Source organism: Gemmatimonadaceae bacterium (genome assembly GCA_036496605.1).
Taxonomy (GTDB): domain Bacteria; phylum Gemmatimonadota; class Gemmatimonadetes; order Gemmatimonadales; family Gemmatimonadaceae; genus AG2.
In genome coordinates, this window is sequence record DASXKV010000048.1 from 86,819 (window position 1) to 107,844 (window position 21,026).

At 64.3% G+C, this 21,026-nt stretch carries 22 protein-coding genes; 8 read left to right on the forward strand and 14 right to left on the reverse strand.

What is annotated here, in order from left to right; genetic code table 11:
* Positions 1 to 193: 193 nt before the first annotated feature.
* From VGH98_18375 to VGH98_18405, 7 genes are all read right to left on the reverse strand, one after another.
* Complete coding sequence (locus VGH98_18375; protein HEY2377946.1) at positions 194 to 868, reverse strand: class I SAM-dependent methyltransferase; 675 nt, start codon at positions 866 to 868, stop codon at positions 194 to 196.
* 5 nt (positions 869 to 873) lie between these two features.
* Positions 874 to 1,737, reverse strand: a complete 864-nt coding sequence (locus VGH98_18380; protein HEY2377947.1) for a hypothetical protein — start codon at positions 1,735 to 1,737, stop codon at positions 874 to 876.
* Entirely contained in the window at positions 1,734 to 2,132 is a 399-nt protein-coding gene (locus tag VGH98_18385; GenBank protein ID HEY2377948.1) for a hypothetical protein, read from the reverse strand. The genes VGH98_18380 and VGH98_18385 overlap by 4 nt, the downstream gene beginning before the upstream one ends.
* Positions 2,129 to 3,706 (reverse strand): hypothetical protein, encoded by a 1,578-nt coding sequence (locus tag VGH98_18390; GenBank protein ID HEY2377949.1) that lies wholly within the window; start codon positions 3,704 to 3,706, stop codon positions 2,129 to 2,131. Before VGH98_18390 ends, VGH98_18385 begins: the two co-directional genes overlap by 4 nt.
* Positions 3,707 to 3,730: 24 nt before the next feature.
* Complete coding sequence (locus VGH98_18395; GenBank protein ID HEY2377950.1) at positions 3,731 to 4,270, reverse strand: class I SAM-dependent methyltransferase; 540 nt, start codon at positions 4,268 to 4,270, stop codon at positions 3,731 to 3,733.
* A 210-nt stretch (positions 4,271 to 4,480) separates the two neighbouring features.
* Positions 4,481 to 4,825, reverse strand: a complete 345-nt coding sequence (locus VGH98_18400; protein ID HEY2377951.1) for a hypothetical protein — start codon at positions 4,823 to 4,825, stop codon at positions 4,481 to 4,483.
* A 102-nt stretch (positions 4,826 to 4,927) separates the two neighbouring features.
* Positions 4,928 to 5,266 (reverse strand): hypothetical protein, encoded by a 339-nt coding sequence (locus VGH98_18405; protein ID HEY2377952.1) that lies wholly within the window; start codon positions 5,264 to 5,266, stop codon positions 4,928 to 4,930.
* A gap of 258 nt (positions 5,267 to 5,524) precedes the next feature.
* Between VGH98_18405 and VGH98_18410 the strand changes: the two genes are divergently transcribed.
* Positions 5,525 to 6,670: a hypothetical protein gene (locus tag VGH98_18410; protein ID HEY2377953.1), complete on the forward strand. Its 1,146-nt coding sequence runs from the start codon at positions 5,525 to 5,527 to the stop codon at positions 6,668 to 6,670.
* 38 nt (positions 6,671 to 6,708) lie between these two features.
* Here the strand turns inward: VGH98_18410 and VGH98_18415 are convergent, their stop codons facing one another.
* Positions 6,709 to 7,134, reverse strand: a complete 426-nt coding sequence (locus tag VGH98_18415) for a DUF120 domain-containing protein (protein HEY2377954.1) — start codon at positions 7,132 to 7,134, stop codon at positions 6,709 to 6,711.
* A gap of 174 nt (positions 7,135 to 7,308) precedes the next feature.
* Between VGH98_18415 and VGH98_18420 the strand changes: the two genes are divergently transcribed.
* Positions 7,309 to 7,566 (forward strand): hypothetical protein, encoded by a 258-nt coding sequence (locus VGH98_18420; protein ID HEY2377955.1) that lies wholly within the window; start codon positions 7,309 to 7,311, stop codon positions 7,564 to 7,566.
* 174 nt (positions 7,567 to 7,740) lie between these two features.
* On the opposite strand, the gene VGH98_18425 is transcribed toward VGH98_18420, so the two are convergent.
* Complete coding sequence (locus VGH98_18425) at positions 7,741 to 9,528, reverse strand: hypothetical protein (GenBank protein HEY2377956.1); 1,788 nt, start codon at positions 9,526 to 9,528, stop codon at positions 7,741 to 7,743.
* Positions 9,529 to 9,835: 307 nt separating this feature from the next.
* Positions 9,836 to 10,474 (reverse strand): YceH family protein, encoded by a 639-nt coding sequence (locus tag VGH98_18430; protein HEY2377957.1) that lies wholly within the window; start codon positions 10,472 to 10,474, stop codon positions 9,836 to 9,838.
* A 304-nt stretch (positions 10,475 to 10,778) separates the two neighbouring features.
* Here VGH98_18430 and VGH98_18435 point away from each other — a divergent pair, with 304 nt between their 5' ends.
* The 5 genes from VGH98_18435 to VGH98_18455 all read left to right on the forward strand — a co-directional run bounded on the left by VGH98_18435 (position 10,779) and on the right by VGH98_18455 (position 13,646).
* Positions 10,779 to 11,345, forward strand: coding sequence for a sigma-70 family RNA polymerase sigma factor (locus tag VGH98_18435; protein ID HEY2377958.1), 567 nt, complete (start codon positions 10,779 to 10,781; stop codon positions 11,343 to 11,345).
* A complete protein-coding gene (locus tag VGH98_18440) occupies positions 11,338 to 11,706 on the forward strand; it encodes a hypothetical protein (GenBank protein ID HEY2377959.1) in 369 nt (122 codons plus the stop codon). The genes VGH98_18435 and VGH98_18440 overlap by 8 nt, the downstream gene beginning before the upstream one ends.
* A gap of 14 nt (positions 11,707 to 11,720) precedes the next feature.
* Positions 11,721 to 12,116, forward strand: a complete 396-nt coding sequence (locus VGH98_18445; GenBank protein ID HEY2377960.1) for a hypothetical protein — start codon at positions 11,721 to 11,723, stop codon at positions 12,114 to 12,116.
* Between the two features lie 26 nt (positions 12,117 to 12,142).
* Positions 12,143 to 13,282, forward strand: coding sequence for a hypothetical protein (locus VGH98_18450; protein ID HEY2377961.1), 1,140 nt, complete (start codon positions 12,143 to 12,145; stop codon positions 13,280 to 13,282).
* Positions 13,283 to 13,388: 106 nt separating this feature from the next.
* Positions 13,389 to 13,646, forward strand: a complete 258-nt coding sequence (locus tag VGH98_18455; GenBank protein ID HEY2377962.1) for a Uma2 family endonuclease — start codon at positions 13,389 to 13,391, stop codon at positions 13,644 to 13,646.
* 52 nt (positions 13,647 to 13,698) lie between these two features.
* Here VGH98_18455 and VGH98_18460 read toward each other — a convergent pair whose 3' ends face one another.
* Positions 13,699 to 14,916: a vanadium-dependent haloperoxidase gene (locus tag VGH98_18460; GenBank protein ID HEY2377963.1), complete on the reverse strand. Its 1,218-nt coding sequence runs from the start codon at positions 14,914 to 14,916 to the stop codon at positions 13,699 to 13,701.
* 83 nt (positions 14,917 to 14,999) lie between these two features.
* On the opposite strand from VGH98_18460, the gene VGH98_18465 reads away from it, so the two are divergent.
* Positions 15,000 to 17,300 (forward strand): BTAD domain-containing putative transcriptional regulator, encoded by a 2,301-nt coding sequence (locus VGH98_18465; GenBank protein HEY2377964.1) that lies wholly within the window; start codon positions 15,000 to 15,002, stop codon positions 17,298 to 17,300.
* 104 nt (positions 17,301 to 17,404) lie between these two features.
* Here the strand turns inward: VGH98_18465 and VGH98_18470 are convergent, their stop codons facing one another.
* The 3 genes from VGH98_18470 to VGH98_18480 form a co-directional block, all read right to left on the reverse strand.
* Positions 17,405 to 17,761 carry a PadR family transcriptional regulator gene (locus VGH98_18470; protein HEY2377965.1) on the reverse strand — a complete coding sequence of 119 codons (357 nt, stop codon included), beginning with the start codon at positions 17,759 to 17,761 and terminating at the stop codon, positions 17,405 to 17,407.
* A 26-nt stretch (positions 17,762 to 17,787) separates the two neighbouring features.
* Complete coding sequence (locus VGH98_18475; GenBank protein ID HEY2377966.1) at positions 17,788 to 20,523, reverse strand: ADOP family duplicated permease; 2,736 nt, start codon at positions 20,521 to 20,523, stop codon at positions 17,788 to 17,790.
* Between the two features lie 170 nt (positions 20,524 to 20,693).
* The coding region (locus VGH98_18480; protein HEY2377967.1) for a type II toxin-antitoxin system VapC family toxin at positions 20,694 to 21,026 on the reverse strand (333 nt) is incomplete at its 5' end.

A 21,026-nucleotide genomic window follows, 5' to 3' on the forward strand; every position in this document is an offset into this window, starting at 1 on the left:
CTCCTAATTTACCGTTCGTTAGTAATGCCCAACGTTATTTAACGATAATGCCTGAACGTTAAATTACGCGAGCAAGAAAGGATTTCCTATAGGCGGGAACGCCGAAATTCCATTTGTCGTTAGGCCCGCGCAGGACGAGCGCGTCGAGGAAGGGCGAGTGGAGTGGAGAGGTCGTGTTGACAGTGTCCTCCGCTCAAGGTGACATGCGGACCGAGTACTCGACACCGTAACGCATGAAGAGCGTCTCGGATTGAAAGCCGTTCGACGCGTCGCGGAGGAACTGGCGGTAGGGCCGGAGCAGCCGCAGATGGGTGAAAATGTTGTCGGCGATCACGACGGCGCCGGGGCGGAGGTGCGGCAAGAGCAATTTGACGAGTGGTAAATAAAGCGGCGGAAAGCCGTCGAGGAACAGCAGATCGATTTTGGCGTCGATCGTGACGAAGGTCTCGAGAGCGTTCCCCTCTCGGATCTCGACGAGATCGGCGAGCCCCGCGGCAGCGATGTTATCGCGAGCGGCGGCGAGCTTGCCATGATTCATCTCCGAGCCGATCACCCGGCCGCCGCCGTTGTCGCGCACCGCCGTCGCCAGGTAGATCGTCGAGATGGCAACGGACGTCCCGAACTCGACAATCCATCGGGCGCGAATCGAGCGAGCTACCATATATAGGAAACGGCCCTGTCGCGGCGAGACCGAGGCGTAGTGGGCGCTCAGCCGCTCGACCTCTTCGTCGAGCGAAGGCTCACGGCCGAGCACCCGATCGACGATAGAGCGCGCGACATGACTCACGACACGGGAGCGCTGCGCCGCACGCTCGGCGAACAGGCGGTCGAGTACGCGCCGTACCTCCGGACGCTCGAGCGCGGTCACACGCCCTATGGGTCGAGCACGCGCGCGAGTCGCTCGGCGCTCGCGGGGCGGACGGAATGGGTGATGGCATCGGCGAGGTCAGTCCAGATCTTCTCTAGACGGGCCAGATCTGCAGCTGAGACAGGGTCGGCGGGGTTCCGCGCCTCGAGCCAGCCCTGCACGATGCCGCGGCTGTGCTCGAGGGCGTCGAGTACGGCGTCGGATTCGCGATCGTCGAGCTGACCGACGGCTGCGAAGAGTCGCGCAAAGTACGGCACGCTCGTCGGCAGCGCGACGGCACGCGCGGCCCGTGGCGACGCATTGGCCGGCGCGGGAATGCCAAGTCGAGCGAAGGGTAGTGCCCAGTTGTCGGTGGCGAACGTGCCGGCGGGATTGGGGAGCCAGACCCAAGCGTGCATCACCGCGAGGCGCGGCCCATCGGTGCTGCCGCCGAGGTGAGTGTGGCCGAGCAGGAGACTTTCTTCGTCGATCGTGCCGACGTGGTCGTGCCATTCTGCTGACGGCGGCATGTCGGGCGCCTTTTCGCCAGCGCGAAGGATGAGGGTGTAGACGACGCCGGTGAAAGTGCGGCGGCCATCGATCGTCGCGTACGTCAAGATCGATGGCATTGGTGTGGATTCGCTGCGCATGACGCTCTCCCCGCGGACCCAGTGCTCGCCCATCGCCGGGAAGTCGGGGCCGATGCGCACGTAATTCTCGGCGATGGCGACGTTGATGTCCTGAAAGCGCGCAGTCGTCGCGCGAGCCTGAGCGACGAATCTGGCAACGCTGGCGCTGTCCGGACGCTGGGCCCCGACGTTCCTCGCGGCTACAGTTGCCGCGACAGCTGAGACCAACGCCTTCGCTGCGCTCAGAGTGACACGTTTCATCGAATGAAGACCAGGAAGTCCTGGCGCTTGTCGGCGAGAATGCGGCGCAGAGCGTCGGGTGGGATGCCTTGGGGATATCGACTCAGCAGCCGGATCGAATCGAAATCTTCGGGCGAAGGCCTGCGGCGATGGCGAATAGCGACGTTCGAATGAGCGAACGCGCCGGAGTCGATGACACTGAAAGGCACCAGCATTACGCGATCGTGGGTGAGGATCACGAGCGCGGTGTCGCGCGCCTCGAGCAACTCGCCGTCAAGGCGGGAGGTCGCCAGGACAAGCCACGCGGTCACCCCGGCGGCGCTGTGCGCCGGCGGATATGTCTCCGGACCCGGACCGGCGTGAATGACACACGCGGACACCGACAACACGATGACGATCAGCGCGAGGCGCTTCATGACTTCCTCACCGGAATGCGCGTCGAATAGAACTTCTGATCGGCCGAATCGCGTTGCGAGGCCCAGAGGCGTAGCGCCTTCTCTAACGACGCCGACGATGGAACGAAGGTCGCCACGTCGCCACTGTCGCGTCTGAGCCAGTTGCCTCTGATCCACTCGATGTAGTAACCCTGCGAGGCCAGAAGAAAGGTGCGCGCCGAATCCTTTGGCGCTCGACCGACGTCGAAGGAGACCCAGAAGCGATCGCCGGGCTGGGTGCGCACGTAACGATCGTCGGCGGCGCGCAGGTTGCGCTTCGCCAGGGTCGCGAGGCTGTCGTTGTCGGCGCGGACACGCGTCACGCCGATCAACCGGGGACGCGGCCGGGTGAAGGCGGTTGACAGCCCGACCCAATCGATGCGCCATTCGTCGGCGGTGAAGGAGAGACGGACGCGCAGACTGTCCTCCTCCAGCACGGGGACGACGGTCGCGGCACGTCGCCAGGCGACGGGTCCATACGTAGGATGTCGCTCGATGTCGCGCCAATGCTTGCCATCGCGAACCGCCACGCGCAAACCAAAGTTCTTGCGATACCATAGGCCGAACTGGATCATCGGGCCGATGCGGTGCATGTCGCGCTGGAGCCAGTCGATCGACCGAGCACCCGGCTCGGCGAGCATGAGATCATACAACAGCACGGTGTTGAGCAGACTGCTACGGAGCTCGAGACCGATGACGGCGCTGTCCCCTCGCGGACGCGGAAAGGCGAGGTCTATGTAATCGCCAGGATCCTCTCCGGTGGCCCGGGCGAGGGTCACGCTGTCGGTGGCGAAGACGTTTCGGTCCGCTCGCGCGAGTGTCGCGCGAACGTCCCGGCCGGCGCGATCGCGCGCCGAAGCCGCCGCGGAGAAGTCACCGACGACAATCGGCCGCCCGTGCTCGTCGGGAAATACCTGGCTGCGCGGATCGTGGCGGACCTCGAGCAGCTCGAGGTGATTGATGTAGTGGGTCTCGAGAGCCTCATTGCGGACATCCAGGGTGACGACGCCGGCGCTGTCGCCGTGCGTGTGGAGGAGGTCGATGTCGCGCGCCTCGAGCAACGGCGAAATCCGTCTCGCGAAAATCTCCGCTTCGAGCGCAGGCTTGCCGCCGCTATCGGCATATATGGTGGGGCAGGAGCCGAAGATGAGCACGGCGGCAGCGACGTCGACAACGAAGGACGCCGACATCGTCACCGCCGACACGAGCGTGCTGGCCGGCGCATTGATGTCGCGCTCGAAGGTCTCGAGTCCGACGACGCTGTCGAAGGGAATTGGCTCGAGAGGGAGGGATTCATTAAGGGCGCCGACGCGACGGCCGCCGCCGCGCGCGGTGAGCGTATGCCCCTGGACGCGGATGCCGTCGTCGTAGACGACGGTGGATCCGTCTCTCAGATGCGCTTTGACGGGCGACTTGACGTCGTACGGGTTGCGCGGATCGAGGGCGCGGACCTGCGTGCCGCGCGAGATGCTAACGAGAACGCAAGCTGCGCCGGCTAGCGGCAGACAGGCGACCAGCGTGCGACGGAGCAATGTCCAGCGGAACTCTGATGACACGCGAGCGTCTCCTTTCGTTCGTAGTTAGGTGACTACCGCTTTCCGGCGCGAGCCCCACAGCCCGGCGCGCCTCTCGCCGGTGAGCTCGGCGCATTCGCTCCAGGGCAGGTCACGACCGCCACTCCGAAGCGGATGGGCGATAAGCTGCGCCAGGGGCAATTCATGGATGAACACCCCGCCGGCGGCGAGCACGCGGGCGATCTGGCGCAGCGCCGCGCCGGGTTGGTCGATGTGATAACAAGTGCCGAAGTCGATCACGACGTTAAACTCGCCGTCGGCAAATGGCAGCTGCCGAACGTCGCCGACCTGGAGCTCGGCGCTCACGCCGAAGTGCGCAAGGCGCGCTTGCGCCAGGGCGATGAGATCGGGGGCGATGTCGATGCCCACCAGTCGCGATGGCTGGCAGCGCCGCGCGAGCTCGGTGAGGGCGACCCCCCTTCCGCAGCCCACCTCGAGCAGGCGGCACCCGCGCGCGACGGGAAGGGCGCGGAGCAGGGCTGGGATCTCCACCCAGCTCTGGAGCGCGTTGCGATACTCCTGATTGGCAAAGCGGCGATAGGGCATACAACTGGAACGCGGAATAACAGGCCAGATCGGCTCATTTCAAGCCGAAGCGTGCGCTTCACATGTGGCCGTCCTTATGCCCGCTGAATACTCGGGGCGCGAAATCCGCGCTGTCGCCTTCAAAGAGCTTCGCTTTGATGACCGAGTGCGTACCCTCGCTACTGCGCGCGCTGACGACGGCCATCGAGCCCACTGAGAGACGAACGCCGGCTACTGAGACTCGCTTGCCGAGCGTGGCATGACGACAGCAGACGCGTTTTGCAGGAGCGCTTTGGCGCGGTTCCGGCGCGTATTGGAGCGCGCGGCCTGGATGATACCGAAACCAATAATGCCTAACGCGAAGTAATACCGTCCTCCACCAACTGACGCCATTGCGTATGTACTGATCGTGACTCCCAGTCCGATCACGAGAAACAGCACTGCGGCGTTGCCTTGGCGCCTCGCGCGATCTAGTTCGATGTTCAGGTCGTCGACACTGGGGAGTGGATCGGCGTCGCTTGCATCCTGAACCGACAACTCCTCCATGTTTTTGTTTGGACGAAATGTGGCGCGCACCAGGGGTGAAAAGTTCCAATACGCTGCCCACGCGATTGACACTGCCGCCGTGGGTAGCGCGAAGGACCAGGCGATCAAATGGATCGCCGCAGCAACACCATATTAACCGGCGGCAACAATCAATACGCCGCGCCAGAAAGTCGGCGCTAGAGGATCTCGACGGTACACCAGCACGAGTCCGATCACCAGAATGACATCATGCAGACCATACTTGACTCCCGTCCAGGATAGCGCGACGGACGCTGCCAGGGTTTGGTAGGTCAGGGTGATCACGTTCAGCGCGACCAGCACGACGAACAAGGCAAGCCAGCCGTCGACACCGGGTGTAATTACAGGCTCGGCATGGCTTGCTGGCTCGCTTCCAGGTAATTCGGAGTTCGTCGTTATGGAGGCGTCTGGCCGACTCGACGCGAGAGCTTCGTCTTCGGGCTTCAACTCCATGCCACGCTTCCCCAGCTCGTTTTTCAGGGATAGCCAAGCCTCTGGCCGCAAGCTGTTCTCTCCAGCTCGGACAAGCTCGAATAGTTCTGCATCAAGCTCCGAGACGTCCAGGTAGCCATCATTATCGTTTGCTCACATCACTCCGCGTGGCGATCAGTACTGGATTTTTTGCGCCTTGGTCACATCTTCGGCGAGACCGGCAAAGTCTTGGCGCGCACGTCTGACGCGCAGATTCGATTCTGCTTTCGGAGGGTGACAATGTGGAGCGCGAGTGATTTAGCAGACTCCTGGGAGGCCAATCGGCAGTACCTTGCCAACCATACGCGTCAATCGCTCGACCAGTTCGTGGATGAGCATCCCGGTTGGTTCGGTGTGGTGCTTGCGACGACGGCGCAGACTCTCGTCGAAGCACCGATGGCAATTGGCTCCGGCTTTGTCGACGTGCTGAACCTCGGCAAAGGCGCTGCAGAAGGTGGTTGGGGCTATCTCCAGGACGGACTCCGCTTCATTACGATCGTCGCGCCGCTTGCTCGCGGTGGTCAGGCAGTCCTCTCTCGCATTCTCGCTGTTGGACAGGGGGAGAACTGCACCTGGATTGCTGCCACGAAAGCGTTGCAGATAACCGGCACGCGTCCGTTCGCGGCGCTGTCGGATCTGGCGAACGCCGCGGGACGTCCTGTATCGGCCACCGGACCGGCATTCATCGACGAGCTTGTCGCGGCGCTCCGCGCGTTAGGCGCTCGCCTCCGGCTGCTGCCAAATCCCGGAACGCTCGCCGACGTGGAACGCGCGGTGGCGGCAAATCGGAACGGGGTTACCCTGTTCAGCGTCGAGTGGAGCAACCCTGCCTATCGAGGCGGTGTTGGCCACACACTCGCGGCGGCGTGGAACGCCGCTCGTGGTTGTGTGGTGTTCGTGGACCGTTCCGGGAACGTTGTCGCAGGCCTCGCTGAATTGGAGCGACTCTACCCCGGTATCGGTGGTGCGACACCCTACGGTACCATGGCGTTCATCCAAAACGGCCTGATCCCGCAAGCCAGCTTGCTCAAGGGCACAGTGGTGAGCAGCATCGCCGATGCGGTGTTTCTCGAGCTCAAAACTGTTTTCGCCCCACCGCCCGCGGTCGCCGACAAGATCAAACAGGGCCCAACTCCACAGGCCTCGGCCCCTTCGCTGATGCACATGGTGTCAGGCGGCGAGTCGCTCTCGAAGATTGCCCTGGCGAGCTATGGAGACATGTTCCTTTGGCCGCTCCTGTTCGACGCGAATCGTGGCGCGATCGGTGCGAATCCCGACGTGATTCGCCCTGGCCAATCGTTGAAGGTGCCGCCTCTCTCTTCGTTCACGAGCTCTCAAATCCACGACGCGCATGTGCGCGGCAAGGCGTGGAGGCCCCATCGGTGAAAGCTTGGCCCGGTTCGTGACTCCTGCCTAACAAATCATCATTCTATTTCCGGGCCGATAGCATGCGGAGCGTCATTGAGCAGTTCGACCTCGACGATCGATCCGTTCGCTAGATGGAATGTACGGCGGAGACTCCGACTGGCGACGATCTCGACGACCCAAGGGTCGGGCCGATCCTTTGCCGCTGTCGTCGGTGTCCACAACCAGGCCGGTTCGTTATCGAGGTTCGCGAGCCGACATGGCACGAGCAGGATATCTCGCTCGCCCCCGTATTCAGAACGATCGAACCAGATCGAACGGCGGCGGATCTCAGGGTCAAACCAGTCGAAGTGATACGGCAGTGCGAGGTTCAGCGATCCCGGGAAAACGGGTACGCCGAGCTTCCGCGAGTACTCGGCGTTGAACACCGAGAGCCAGTGAGAGGCGTCGCCCTCGCCATCCTGAACGCTGCCGATCAATCGCATCGCGAAGTGTTGAGCTAAGGTCTGCTGAGTGGCTTTTTGGTGGCTAACGCTATGCGCCGGTCGAATGGTCCGCCCTCGTGTTGTGAATCAGCGCACACTCGGGAAGGGCATAGTCGTGACCTCGAACGCAGGGTAAAGTCTATCCCGAAGAGCGACTCCTCCGAGGAGGTTCAAGTGTCAACATCCCTCGTGATGCGTGCGATACTAGCGGCGATCGTGCTCTCAGCGGTCCCCGCAATTGCCAACGCGCAAGCTCCACAGACGAAGCCCGCAAAATCGACGGCGCACAAGCAATCACAAGCGTGGGTTCATCACGCCAAAGTCGATCACCGTGAGGCGCACGTGGGCAAGAAGGCGAAGAAGGCCAAAAAGCGCGCGAGCTCTTCTCGTCTACCGGTTCCCGAGCATCCGAACGGACGGGCCAGATGGTAACTAGGGAGCGATCTCTCGCTAATTACAGTCTGTAACTAACGCGTTCCGCTAATTACAGATGTGGCCTGATCGTTAAATAAGGGATTGAACGGTTCAGAGCGGCTCCGTGCTCCAGGTCTCAGACTGCGCCGTTTCGGGACCTCGCGCCGTCCGGGACTTCGCGCCGTTCGGAACTCAGCGCTGTAAGCCTCTGAGCCAGGCACCGCGACGCGCGCGTTCCGTCGGTGTCACGATTGCCGCATCCATGAGCCGCACCCGTGCGCGCCGGTATCCCGAGACAGCTACGCTCACCCGCATTCGTTGACCTTGACGCTCGATCTCGACCGGTATGGCCGAAGTCCCCTCGGTGTCGTCGACGCGAACGCGTGAGACGGCGCGCCGGAAATCCTGAAACGCGCGAACCGGCTCACCGCCGATCGTGAGCAGATGGTCCCCTGTCCGAAGCCCGGCTCTTGCCCACGGCGTGGTGGAATCCCGAATGACCAATCGCGGTGCGGCGGGAACGGTGAAATCGATCAGCAGGCGAAGGTCCGGAAGCGCATTGCCGGCGGAATCCGTGGCGGGAATGGAGTCGACGACCTCGCGCAGCCCGAGTCGCCCGAGGACTGGGCGCATGTCGATAGGTTCTGCGCCGCGCACCTCGCGCGCAAAGAACGAGTCGAGGCGACAGCCGCACACGGAGTCGGCGACCTGTTCGAACTCGCCTGGGGCGTAGCCGCGTTTGGCGCTCGTTAGGCTGCGCGCGAACATCGCGCGCATGATGTCGTCGAGCCCGCGCGTCTCGTGCGTGGAGTCGCGCACCATCGCATCGAGCACGTTCCCGAGGAGCTCGCCCTGGAGATAATACCCGCCGGTCGCGTCTGGGTTGTCGGCGGGCGCATCGCCAAAGGCGAGGCTGGCGCGTTCCGGCGACACCACGTGGTAGACGGGCGACCCGTAGTACCGCTCGAGCAAGCGCGTGAGATGCGCGAGTCGTGAGGCGCCGGCGCTCGTGTCGACGAGGCCAGCGCGACGCTGGAGGAGATCGGCGTAATACAACGTGATTCCCTCGCCGATCCACAAACTCGGCGTCCGCCGAGGCGCGCGGTAACTCAGCTCGTTGTAACCGGCGGGCCGGATGGCGACGAGATTCCACGCGTGAAAGAACTCGTGCGCGATTTCCTGCATCGAGAAGCTCGGAGCGCGCACTCCAAGGACGACCGATGCCGCATGCTCGAGCGCATCGCCGCCCCCATCCTCGATGAGGAACCAGTAATCGCGTGCCGGTGCCGCGCCAAAGACTCCGGCCGCGGCACGGACGAGACGATGGAGACGGTCCAGGAAGGCGAGCGTGTCGAACGCGTTGCCGTTAGGCAGCGGCCAATAGGCGACGTGATAGTGTGTCGTGCCCTCGGTGAATGACCATTGATGCAGGTTGCCGAGGAGGAGGGGAGAGTCGAGCAGAGTCGCGGCGTCGGGGACGCGCGTGGGTAGCGCGGTCGCGACGCGCCACGCCGGCGGGATGTCGAGGTGGAGGCTGACCGCCTCTTGCGACAGCTCGGGCGAATAGAGGAAGAAATCGGGCGGGTTGATCATCATGCCGTCGGCGCGTGCTTGCGGTTTCCAGACGCGCAGTTCGGTCGACAATTGCGCCTGAATCGCGACGCGGTATCGCACCACGCCCGATCCTCCGGGGAGGTCGACTCGCCAGAGCGTGCTGTCGAGCCGAGTTATCCGGGCGTTGGATTTCGACTCGATCGAGAGCTCCTGGATATAGCGCCAGTATTGCGCGTCGTACTCACCGTGCACTCTCATCGCGAGATGAAAGGTGTCGGGCGCGTTCCGAAACGTGATCGAGACTTCCGGCAGGTCGACGTGCGCCGGATCGATCGTCAGGTCATAAGCGATCGAAACGCGAGGCGAGCGGTCGCCGAGCAATGCGATTGCCGCGATCAGCGCGAGCGTGTGGACTGTCGTTCGCATCCCTCTCTCCGCGATGTGTTTGCGATGAGATGCCGGCGAGGGCAATAACGCTTGAAGCGTTGCGGCTACCGCACACAGATGGTAGCGCCAGTGATCGCGGGCGGGGGCTCCTCCGGGGCACTATGACAATGCTGCCATTGGCTCCGTGTGTAGTTAGGCATCCTCGGCCGAATGACAGCATTGCCGATAGCTGCCCCTCCGGAACCCCCGCCCGCGATCACCCAACTTTCGTTGCGTGATAAGCAGTCTGCACAGGCGCGGAACGCCCCGGAGCGACCCCGCTCCTGCTATCGTGCGCGACTCCACTCTAGCTGAACTGCCGTGTGAAGTCCTCGAAGCGCGCGCGGAGCTCCGCGAGCTCGCGGCGCACCTCGTCGAGCGATGCCTCGAGCTCGGCGACGCGATCGCGCCGTGGCTCGGCCGCGGCGATGTCGATTGGCGCTTCCGCCGGCGTCTCGGCTGGTGGGCCGGAGAGGAGGTGCGCATACCGTGTTTCCTTTTGCCCCGCCCGTCGCGCCACCTCCACCGCGAGCTCTTGAGCGATCAATCCGTTCACGGCCGCCTCGACATCTGCCAGACTCGTGAACTCAGCGAGTCGGTTCGTGCGCGTTTTGATTTCACTCAACGTCTGCGGCCAGCGCAGCATGAGGACACACAACACTGCGCGCGCGGGCTGGTCGAGCTCGAGCTTGTCCGTCACCAGGTGTTGGAACTTCATGACGCGCGCATCGCTCGGCGTGATTGCGCGGACGAGTGACTGCTGGCGGAGGCTGTTGACGGCCCACTTCACCTGGTCCTCGCTGAGCGACATCACCGGCTCGCGGTTCGAGAGCTGATTGCAGGCGTTGGTGAGCGCGTTGAGCGACAGCGGATAGTTGTCGGGTGTCGTCGCTTCCTTCTCGATCAGGCATCCGAGGATGCGAACTTCGACGTCCGAGAGCTGCATCGTTCTTAGTAGCGCAAAGGGGAGGATAATGTCAATTCGGAGGATATGCAGCGGCTCACGCTCGCGAGTCGCTTCCGAGCTACTCATTACTCCGAACTGCATTACCGTCGAACTGAGGGCTAGTGGTCGAGATCTCGACCACCAGCCCTCAGTTCGACAGTAAGACAGTACCAAGTCTCGAGTAGCTCTCGAAAGCGAGAGCCGTCGGAACTGAAGCCGCTAGTTCGGGTTCGCGCGACGTCCGGCGCCGAGCCGGGGTCGTTTCTAACGTCCCGGCGGACTCGCGTGTCCCTGTGGTGGGCGCATGGCCGACGATCGCGTTGCATCGGATGCACGACTGGTGAACGCCGCGCGGCTCGGGGATGCCGCGGCGTTCGACGCGCTCGTCCGTCGATACGTGCGGCCGGCGTACGCGGTGGCCTTCTCGATCGTGCACGACCATCTCGAAGCGGAGGATATTTGCCAGGACGTGTTCGTGCGCGCGCTCGAGCGGCTGGACGACTGCCGGACGGCGGCACGTTTCGGCGGATGGCTCCTCGCCATCGTACGGAGCACGGCGCTGAACGCGGTCCGTCGCGAGCGCCTGCGACAGGGCGAGCCGCTCGAGCGTGTCGACGCGCCGAGCGAGGAGAGTCCGGCACGGGACGCGGAGCGGCGGGAGCTACGCGCTCGATTGGCCGCGGAGTTGGCGCGGCTCTCCGAGCGAGAGAGCGAGGTCGTCCTGCTCCACGATCTCGAGGGCCGGAGCCACGCCGAGATCGCGTCGGCATTGGGAATCTCGGAGGTAAGCTCGCGTCAGTATCTGTTCGTCGCGCGCCAGAAGTTGCGCGTAGCGCTCGCCGACCTCCAGCCACGAACCGGGCATGACTGACGACCCGATCGACTTCAGCGCCTTCGATGTGCAGCTCGATGACGTGGCGCAGAACGTCGCGACGCGCTGCGCGCCACTGCTTGCGGAGCGCCGGCGCGCGCGGACCGTCGTGCAGATCGTCGAGTGGCGGCGGCCGATGATCGCGGCCGCTCTGGTGATCGCGGCGGCGTCGGCGTTCGCGCTCTCCCGCGACGTGCCTGAAGAGCACGTCCGTGCGGCGCTCGCGGTGCGGTCGGCGCCTTCGCGCCTTGCGCCGCTGCCGCGGCTGGGGGAGTCGCTCGGCGTCCCGACCGAGCTGGCGTCGCGCCTAACGATGCGCGTGCCGCCGACGATGGCCGATCTGCTGGGGCAACCGCGGTGACGACGCCCGCGCCCATGCTGCGCCGAACGCGAGTCACGGGCGCCGCGGTGATCATCGTCGTGTTCGTGAGCGGGGCGCTCACTGGCGCCGCTGTCGAGCATCTGGGGCGCGACACGCGTCGCGAGCGCGACGTTGTGGGAGCGGTGCCGACGGCCAGCGCCATCGAGAACCTGAAATTCGGCAACACCGGTGTCCCACTCATGTACGAGGAGCTCGGGTTGAGCCCGGAGCAGAGGGCGCGGATCCGGGGAATCGTCGCCGCGCGGCGCCCGGAGGTGGATTCGCTGCTGCGCGACAGTTGGCCGCGACTTCGGGCGGTCGTGGACACGGTGCGGCTGCAGGTTGAGCAAGTACTAACGCCGGAGCAGCGGACGCGTCTGACGGAGATCCGCCGCCGCGGCCTGCGGTGAAATGCAGCTTTGAATGGGAGGAAATCATGAAGCGAGCACTCGTTGCACTCGGCGTGATGGGCATGTTCGCCGCGGGCCTCGGCGCGCGTTGGGAGGGGCAGGCGCGCAAGGCGCCACTCGTCGTCCACGAGTGGGGAACGATCACGACCCGCCACGCCCCCGATGGCACACCGCAGGGACGACTCAACCGCATCGAGTCTGCGGACACACTGCCGGCGTTCGTGCACCGGTACGAGCCGGCGCAGACGGCGAGCAATCCGGAGAAGACGCTCGTGAAGACGCCGCTGATTCCCGGCCGACCGGACGTGACGATGCGTCTCGAGACGCCAGTGATCTACTTCTACCTGCCCCGCGGCTCGTCGCCTCCCGCTCCGTTCGATGTCACCGTGCGCTTCCGGGGCGGAGTGTTGAACGAGTTCTATCCCGATGCGGAGCCGTCGGTGACGGTGGACGTCGACCGCATTGCGGCGAAGATGGACGCCGGTGTGATCCCGGCGCAGTGGACGGGCGAGGTTCTCGACAACTATGTCGTCGGCCGATTGTTGTGGCGCGGCATCTCACTGGCGGACAGCGCGCCGGGGCCAGCCACGTCGAGCAACGTGTGGCTCGCGCCCCGACGTGTCGCGTCGAAGAGTGTGCTTTCCCCGTTAGGCGAAGGCGAGCGCTTTCTCTTCTATCGCGGCGTGGCGCATCTGGAGGCGCTCCTGCAGACTGGGCTCACGGCGAACGAAGTGCGGCTTCTTGCGCCCCAGCGACTCCAATGGATGACCCAGAGCTCGATGACGATCGCCAGACTCTGGCTAGTGGACGTGCGGGGCGACGGAGCAGTCGCCTTTCGCGACCACGCGCCAGTCACGATCGAGAAGGACGCGCCGTCTGGCGAGCTGGCTCGGCTGCCGCTCTTCGCGGCGGGCGACTACGCCACTGCCAACGTCGCCGCGCTGCGGAACGCGCTGAAGGAGTCGCTCGTCTCCGCCGGCCTCTACGCGCCCGAAGCCGAGGCCATGCTCGAGACGTGGAAGCAGAGCTACTTCCGGACGCCGGGGCTGCGCCTGTTCTACCTCGTGCCGGACGAGTGGCTCGGGTATTTCCTGCCGCTGCAGCTGTCGGTGCCCCACGAGCTAACGCGCGTGATCGTGGGACGGATAGATCTGGCGCGACGCTGAGGCAGCCTAACGACGAAGGATGACGAAGGAGGCTCGTGGCTGCCCGATGTTCGGAGGTTCACTCGTGAGTAGCGCTAGAGCAGCTCCACGACGTGCCGAGAAACGGGTGCGGTATCTTCGCGGATCGATGGTTGGTCGCGCGCTGATCTCGTTGTACGACTATCAAACGAAGCGCACGCTCTACATCGCAAACGGCATCCCGGAGTACTGGGTGCTCAACGCCGAGGCGAGGAATCTCTCCCGCTGGCGCGGCGCGGCGGATCCGGGCGACGTGTTGAGCGCGCGAGCCGAATGGCAACCAGCCGGAATGCCGGAGCCATTCGTGCTCGACCTGCCGCGCTTCTTCGACGAAGCGGTCGCGTGAGCTGGTAGTCGGCCGTGCCGGCGCACTTCCTTGCGTAGCCCGCACGTCGCCCTCACTTCAACGCATACGCTTCGTGACCGTTCACATCATGTTCGAGCGCGTAGCTTGCGACCGTTCGTCCGAGCGTCAGTCCCGCGTCCATGTCGAATCGATAGTGGATCCCAGCGTAAATCCGCGAGATCGCGGCTTGATCGGCGAGCCCGTTCAGATAATTCGCATCACTCGGAAAGTGCGCCGCGAGAACTGCCATTGACGATCCCGTGACCGAGGCGTGGTTCGACGGATACGAAGGATGGTTAGGCAAAGGGATATCCGGGACGATGCCTGGATCGGCTTGCGGCGGCCGGATCATCCAATACGTGTACTTGGCGTCGTGCGAGGCGATGAACGCGTCCATCGCCGCCATGTTCATGATGGCGAGGACGCGCGCCGCTCGTACCTCGTCGAGATGAAACTTGGTGATCTCGTCGGTGGCAACCTGGTTGGTGTACGACTGTGCCACGTTGGTGAAACCATTCGGACTCGCCCAGAATTTCGCGAGCGAATCCTGCTCGTGCGTGCGGTTGTCCGAGTAGAAGCGCACTTCCGCCAGCGCCGTCTCGAACGCCGGTGAGCCGAACGCTGGCGGCGGGGCTGGTCGGAACTGGCTGGAGCTCGTCAGGAAAAAAGTTCGCATCTCAGCGAGACGCGGAAAGACGGGGACCTTGCCCGGAGCGCTGACCCAACAACCGGGACACACGGGGATGGTGACGCCGGCGACGGAGCTCGTGAATCGGTCCGTTGCGGCGCTGGCGACGACGGCAGCGCCCACAGCACGGCCAACGGCTTCGCCGGCGCCAAAGTCGTCGTGGTTCTCACCGGGCCATTGCGCCTCGGACTCCTGATCGGCCACTTGTGCATCGAAGTACGCCGCCTGGTCAGGATAGAAAGAGCCAAGCACGGTGGACGATGCCGCTGCAACCGCCGCTGCCACCGACGCATGATCCCCACGGTCTTTGGCTTCTTCTGCGGTGACCGCCGCGTTGTATTGGGCGAGCGACAGGTAAGCGAAGGTCCTGGTGCCGGACTGCTGGCTGACAACGTGTGTTAGCGTTTGCGTACGCGCGATTTCGTTCCATCGAACGGTCGCGCTTGCCTCCCAGAACTTGATCGCATCGGCACTGAGTTGCGGGCGTAGGGCAGCCCTTGGAGTGCTGGCCCCATCGGAGCAGCCGCCTAACGCGAGGCCGCCCAGCGCAATGCTCGAGATGTAAAATCGTAACCGGCACATGAGTGTCTCCTTGCTCGGGTTAGAGTGGCCGGTACATTAGGCCTGGGCCTCAGAAGGCCCTCATCTTTTCCTCATCGAGCCTCATGTTGCGGCTGCGAACACTCGGTGGGCTCGCTTTGCTGGACGAAACTGGGGCGGCTGTCGCGACCCAGCGTCGCCGAGTCGCGCTGTTGGCATTGCTTGCCGTTGCCGGAAAGCACGGTCTGACGCGCGACAAGCTCGTTGGCTATCTCTGGCCCGAGAGCTCGGCCGAGCATGCGCGTCACGCGCTCGAGCAACTGCTATACGCTCTGCGCCGTCAGGCGAGCGATAAGCTGTTCCTCGGCAGCGATCCCATTTGCTTGAATCCAGAGATCGTCGAGAGTGATCTGGGGCTGTTCGAGGCCTTGCTCGCGCGCGGCGCGCCCGCGGATGCCGTTGCGCAGTACGGCGGGCCATTTCTCGACGGCTTTTCCCTGCGCGCTGCCGAGGACTTCGAGCGCTGGACGGAATCGCAACGTGCTCGATTGGCGACGGACTATCGGCGCGCCCTCGAGAAATTGGCTCGCGCCGAAGCAGAGCAGGGGAATTACCAGCGCGAAATCGAGTGGCGGCGCAGAATCGTGATGCTCGATCCGCTCGGCACTCAGGGCGCACTCGATCTGATGCGTGCCTTCGCGGCCGCGGGAGACCGAGGCGGTGCGTTGCAGCACGCTCGAGTGTACGAGGCGCTCGTGCGGGCGGAGCTTTCGAGCGCGCCGGATAGTGCGATCACGGAACTGGCACAGCAGCTACAGGGCGGCGGACGCCCCACTGCCGACCGAGCTGACGCGGTATCCATACTGCAGCCGAAGCTTCCCGACCCGCCCTCCGTCGTTGCTTCGATTCGCACCAACGCCACACCGTCGTCAATAGCACTGACGCGAAAGATGCTCGCTGCGTGCGGACTTGCACTCGTGCTGGCTGGAGCCACGGCGGCAGTTCTTGCCCGCGAACGCAACGCGCACCCGACGCCTGCGAGAAGCGTCGCCGTGTTGCCGTGCGCCAATCTCAGTAGCAACAAGGACGACGAGTACTTCTCCGATGGTATGACCGATGAGCTTATCACGGCTTTGGGCAAGATCAGGGAGCTCCGTGTGCCGGCTCGTACGTCCGCCTTCGTCTTCAAGGGCAGGAACGTGCCTGCGCGACAAATCGGGCAGGAGCTGCACGTGAGCTCGCTCGTCGAGTGCACCGTTATGCGCGGAGGCGGCCGACTCCGTATTACGGCGCGGCTCATCGATGCGGCCGATGGCTACCAACTCTGGTCGCAGGAGTACGAGCGCGACGTCGGCGATGTGTTGGCCGTCCAGGACGAGATCTCGCGCGCGGTCGCGCGCGCGTTACAAGTAACGTTGGCGGCGGGGAACGATACCCTCCCAGTACGTCGCCTAACGACGAGCCAGGAAGTGCGAGACCTCTATCTGCAGGGCCGCTCCTTTTTCGGTCTGCGAACCGACGAGAAGAGCCTGCGAAATAGCGTCGAGTATTTCAAACGTGCAGTTCAGCTGGACTCGCTATATGCGCCGGCCTATTCCGGCCTGAGTGATGCCCAAAGCCTCCTTTCGATCTGGGGCTTCGATCCGCCAAGCGAGGGATTTGCTCGCGCGAAGGAGGCGGCGCTTCGCGCCCTCGCGCTCAACGACGCTCTCGCCGAGGCGCATACATCACTCGGGATCGTGAGTATGTTCTTCGACCTCGATGGGGAAAAAGCTCGCCGTGAGCTGAGGCGCGCGATGGAGCTCGATCCACGCTATCCGTCTACGCATCTGTTTTATGCCTGGTATCTCACGAGTCACGGCTCAGGCGATTCCGCCGTGGCGGAAGCTCGGGTCGCGCGCGACCTGGACCCTCTCTCGATCATCGTCAACATCCGCGTCGGAACGATGCTCTTATTCGCCGGGCACTATCCGGAAGCGCTCACCGAGCTACGCACGACACTCGAGCTGGATTCCACAAATGCGATGACGCACGCGGAGCTGGCGCGCGTTTTGGTGTTGTTGAATCACTGTTCTGACGCCCTTACGGAGATCCGGTATCTGCCGGCGTCCTTCCAGAATGTCGAGCGCGGAGTTGCCGGATATGTCGATGCGATGTGTGGTCGTCGGGCCGAGGCGGTAGCCATGCTGAAGAACCTCGAGGATCAGTCGAAAGAAAGGTTCGTCTTCGCGTCGCGGATCGCCCTGCTGCATGTAGCGCTGGGCAAGGGCGAGTACGACTACGCCTTCGACTGGCTCGAGCGAGCAATTACTCAACGCGACCCGACGAGCCAGTTGCTCGAGGCGGATCCGCTATATAGTCCTCTTCGCAACGATCCGCGATTCCACCGGCTGCTCGTTGAGGCTGGCCTGGAGCATCGCCGCTGATCCCGCCGCGGCGCGGTCCGCGCGATCTTCAAGACTGGGCGTACTGAGACTGAGGTGCACCGGACCCACAGGGTCTGCGATGGCAAGTTCGTTCAGAACTCGTCTCACGCTCCCAGCGGCTCGGGGCCGAGTACCCGAGTGATTGACTCGACGAGCCGGTTCCAGCGGTCTGCCTCGACTGCCAGTTGACGGCGCCCGCTCGGCGTGATGGCGTAGTACCTCGCGCGGCGATTGTTCGACGAGGTGCCCCACGCGCCCTTGATCCACCGCTGATCCTCGAGTCGCTGCAACGCCGGATAGAGCGAGCCGTGGTCCACGATGAGGGTGTCGGCTGATCGAAGTTGAATCTCGCGGGCGATGCCTTGGCCGTGTTCGTCACCGAGCATCAAGATGCGCAGGATGAGGAGGTCGAGCGTGCCTTGCAGGAGCGGGTCGCGTTCTTTCGCGCTTCGACTGGGCATGAGTGTCCGCTTGCTCGTGCAACGCGTTAGGCGCCACCGCGCAGCACCGCGGCGGGATCCGTGGAGGCGGCTTGCCGGCCCGAGACCAAAGCCGCGATGACGGCGAGAGCGACGAGAGCTGCGGGAACGACGAGAAGCGCGATTGGATCGAACGTGCTCGCGGTCGCGGATGCCGTTCCAAGCGCCGCATTGGCGACTCGAATGCCGCCAATCCCGAGGACGATGCCGACGGCGACGCCGCGCGCGATCCAGACGATCGCATCGCCGACCGACGCCGCGAGCACGTGTCGGGTATTCGCGCCGAGCGCCATGCGAATGGCGATCTCCCGCTCGCGCTGCCGCACGCTGAAGGACACCAAGCCGTACACGCCGACCCACGCGAGCACGAGACCGATCGCGCCGATGAGCGCGAGGATTGCTCCACTCACCCGCGCCGTCATGACGCTCCCGTCCGACGCGACGATCCGATCCATGCGCTCGACCGCGACCGGCAGCATTGGCTCCGCCGTCGCGACGACTCGCGGCACCGCGCGTATGACGGCAGCCCCGTTGCCGTCGACGGCCAGCACAATGCGGCTCGTCCAACCATTGGTCAGCTTCGGCAAATAAATGTCGCCGCCGTCGACACTCGTCATCGACACACCGCGGATGTCCCGCACCACACCGATTACCTCGATCGATCCTGCGAACCTGGGTGCTGTGGGGCCGAACCCAGTCTCGGGCGCGGTTCCCATGACGAGCTTTCGTCCGATCGGATCCTTGCCCGGCCAAAACGCTCGAGCGAGTGAATCGCTGATGACGGTGACGGGCACGCTGTCTCGAACCTCCTGTGCAGAGAAGGTGCGACCACGCGCGAGCGGGATCCCGAGCGTCGCGAAATACTCCGCCGACACGAAGGCATACGAATATCGCGCCGCGTGCTCGCGAGCGTCCGGATCGCCTGCGACCTCGGCCGGCAACGTGGCTGACGCCGCGACGTTGCCGCCTAACGGTACATGAGAGGTGACGGCGAGCGAGCGCACGCCGGGAAGCGCGTGGAGTCGATCGCGGATCACGGTCTCGATCTGGCGGGACCGATCGGGCGAGAATCCCAATTCTTCGGGGTTCGTGAGCCACACAGAGATCACGTCACGGGTGTGAAAGCCAGGATCAGTGCCTAACAAGTTGGCGGCCGACCGCGTGAAGCTGGTGGCGCCGAGGAGCAGCGCCACAGAGGTCGCCATCTGTCCAGCCATCAACCACCCTTGCAGCCGACGCGTACCTGTGCCCGCGGAGATCCCCATGGAGCTCCTCAGCGCCAAGGCCAGATCCGCTCGGCTGGCCTGCAGGGCCGGTGCGAGCGCGACCAGTATCCCCGCGCCGACGCTCAGGATGCCGACATAGATCAGGACGCGCGCGTTAGGCGCCGTCGTGAGCGCAAGAGTGCCACCGCCTTCTCGCGACAGGAAAGCCGCTCCCAATCGGCTGCCCGTGGCGAGCGCATAGATCGTGATCGCGGCGGTGACTGCACCAGCGAGCAGCGAGACGACAACGCCCTCCGTCAGGAGCTGGCGTATCAGTCGTGCGCGGCTCGCTCCGGTCGCCATCCGGATGGTAATCTCGCGCTCACGGGCGGCAGCGCGGCCCAGCAACACACCGGCGACATTTGCGCAGGCGATCAAGAGCACGAGGAGCATCACGACCTGCAGAGCCACGTACAACGGATGGATTTGCTCGCCAATTGCTCCGAAGGGCCTGCCGCGCGTGGCCGACACGGTCACCCTTTGCTCGGAAGCGGGGAGCGCTTTCCGCCACAGCGCGGCGAGTGCCGCGAGCTCCGATTGCGCCTGCGCCAGCGAGGCCTCTGGCGTTAGGCGTCCCACCAGCTCGCAACATGCGGTCGTCTCGCGGCTGGCACGCACACGCAGATCGCCGAGTGCCGAGAGCGGAATCCAGAGGTCAGGCACTTCCTGCCGAATACCGGCGAAGTTGTGCGGCGTGACGCCAACGATCGTCGCGCGAATGCCGCTGACGATCAACGTGGATCCAAGAATGCCAAGATCACGCGCGAAGCGGCGCTCCCAGTAGTTGTCGCTGATCAACGCGTTCACAGGAGCGTCGACGACTTCGTCGTCTGGGCGCAGCCCGCGGCCAACGACGGGTCTGATGCCGAACGTCTCGAAATAGTTCGTCGTCACGAACAGCGCGATGACTGGCTCCGCGACGGTGGCGCTCGTGGCAAACGTGTGCGGCGCCGTGGAGGACGCCGACCCCGCGAGCCGCAAGTGCGCCGGTTGCGCCGCCGCGACCGCGCCTAACGTTCGCGCGTTGTCGCGATAGAAGAGAAATTCCGCCATGGAGAAAGCGCCGAAGCGATTCGGCGGTTTCACACGCCAGATGGCGAGGATTCGATCTGGCTTCGGCACCGGAAGGGGTTGGAGCGCCACGGCATTGAAAAGCGCGAAGAGTGCGATATTCGCGGCGAGACCGATGCCGAGTGCCGAGACGGCGGCCAGGAGGTACGTCTTGTCACGCCAGAGCGTGCGAACCGCATAGCGTACGTCCCCCGCGATACCCTCGATCAGCGAGAGATGCGTCGAGTCGTAGCGGCGCTCCTGCACCGTGCCGACGTTTCCGAACTGTCGGCGCGCTTCGTACTCGGCGTCGTGCGGATCCCAGCCTTCGGCGACGAGGCGGTCGGTCTCGAGCGCGAGATGAGCCGTGATTTCGGCGCCGAAATCATCGCGCCGGTTGTACCGGCGGAGCCAGGCGATGGGATGCACGACTCACCTCTTTGGGTCGATTGTCTACCCAAGTTACGATCTTCGGGTAGAATGTCAACCCAGCCACGCTCGACGGCGAGTTGTGCTTCGAGCGATGCCTCGGGTACGGTAGTAGCGAGGCAGTGTTTGCGCTACCGAACGGACCTCAAGCGCGTTTATGCCTAATAGCGCTAGAGCAGCTCCGCGACATTCCGAGCAACGGGTGCGGTCGCAAGATGTTGGTCGCGCGTGAGCAGCTTGCAGCCGAGGCCCTCGGCGAGGGCAACATACGTCGCATCATAGGCGGTGAGGTTGGCGCGGAGTGTCCAGATGCGCGGAAGAAGGGACTCGTGCCCGTACCGCGTTATGGGAAACTGGGACAAGAGCGTGACGGCGAGAAGGGCGCGTCGAGAAGGGCGCGTCGAGAAGGGCGCGTCGAGAAGGGCGCGTCGAGAAGGGCGCGTCGAGAAGGGCGCGTCGAGAAGGGCGCGTCGAGAAGGGCGCGTCGAGAAGGGCGCGTCGAG

What these genes read in the sequence shown, in the direction of transcription:
- VGH98_18380 (HEY2377947.1), bottom strand. Translation starts at nt 1,737, where the DNA reads ATGAAACGTGTCACTCTGAGCGCAGCGAAGGCGTTGGTCTCAGCTGTC.
- VGH98_18385 (HEY2377948.1), bottom strand. Translation starts at nt 2,132, where the DNA reads ATGAAGCGCCTCGCGCTGATCGTCATCGTGTTGTCGGTGTCCGCGTGT.
- VGH98_18395 (HEY2377950.1), bottom strand. Translation starts at nt 4,270, where the DNA reads ATGCCCTATCGCCGCTTTGCCAATCAGGAGTATCGCAACGCGCTCCAG.
- VGH98_18405 (HEY2377952.1), bottom strand. Translation starts at nt 5,266, where the DNA reads ATGGAGTTGAAGCCCGAAGACGAAGCTCTCGCGTCGAGTCGGCCAGAC.
- VGH98_18410 (HEY2377953.1), top strand. Translation starts at nt 5,525, where the DNA reads ATGTGGAGCGCGAGTGATTTAGCAGACTCCTGGGAGGCCAATCGGCAG.
- VGH98_18415 (HEY2377954.1), bottom strand. Translation starts at nt 7,134, where the DNA reads ATGCGATTGATCGGCAGCGTTCAGGATGGCGAGGGCGACGCCTCTCAC.
- VGH98_18425 (HEY2377956.1), bottom strand. Translation starts at nt 9,528, where the DNA reads ATGCGAACGACAGTCCACACGCTCGCGCTGATCGCGGCAATCGCATTG.
- VGH98_18430 (HEY2377957.1), bottom strand. Translation starts at nt 10,474, where the DNA reads ATGCAGCTCTCGGACGTCGAAGTTCGCATCCTCGGATGCCTGATCGAG.
- VGH98_18435 (HEY2377958.1), top strand. Translation starts at nt 10,779, where the DNA reads ATGGCCGACGATCGCGTTGCATCGGATGCACGACTGGTGAACGCCGCG.
- VGH98_18440 (HEY2377959.1), top strand. Translation starts at nt 11,338, where the DNA reads ATGACTGACGACCCGATCGACTTCAGCGCCTTCGATGTGCAGCTCGAT.
- VGH98_18445 (HEY2377960.1), top strand. Translation starts at nt 11,721, where the DNA reads ATGCTGCGCCGAACGCGAGTCACGGGCGCCGCGGTGATCATCGTCGTG.
- VGH98_18450 (HEY2377961.1), top strand. Translation starts at nt 12,143, where the DNA reads ATGAAGCGAGCACTCGTTGCACTCGGCGTGATGGGCATGTTCGCCGCG.
- VGH98_18460 (HEY2377963.1), bottom strand. Translation starts at nt 14,916, where the DNA reads ATGTGCCGGTTACGATTTTACATCTCGAGCATTGCGCTGGGCGGCCTC.
- VGH98_18465 (HEY2377964.1), top strand. Translation starts at nt 15,000, where the DNA reads ATGTTGCGGCTGCGAACACTCGGTGGGCTCGCTTTGCTGGACGAAACT.
- VGH98_18470 (HEY2377965.1), bottom strand. Translation starts at nt 17,761, where the DNA reads ATGCCCAGTCGAAGCGCGAAAGAACGCGACCCGCTCCTGCAAGGCACG.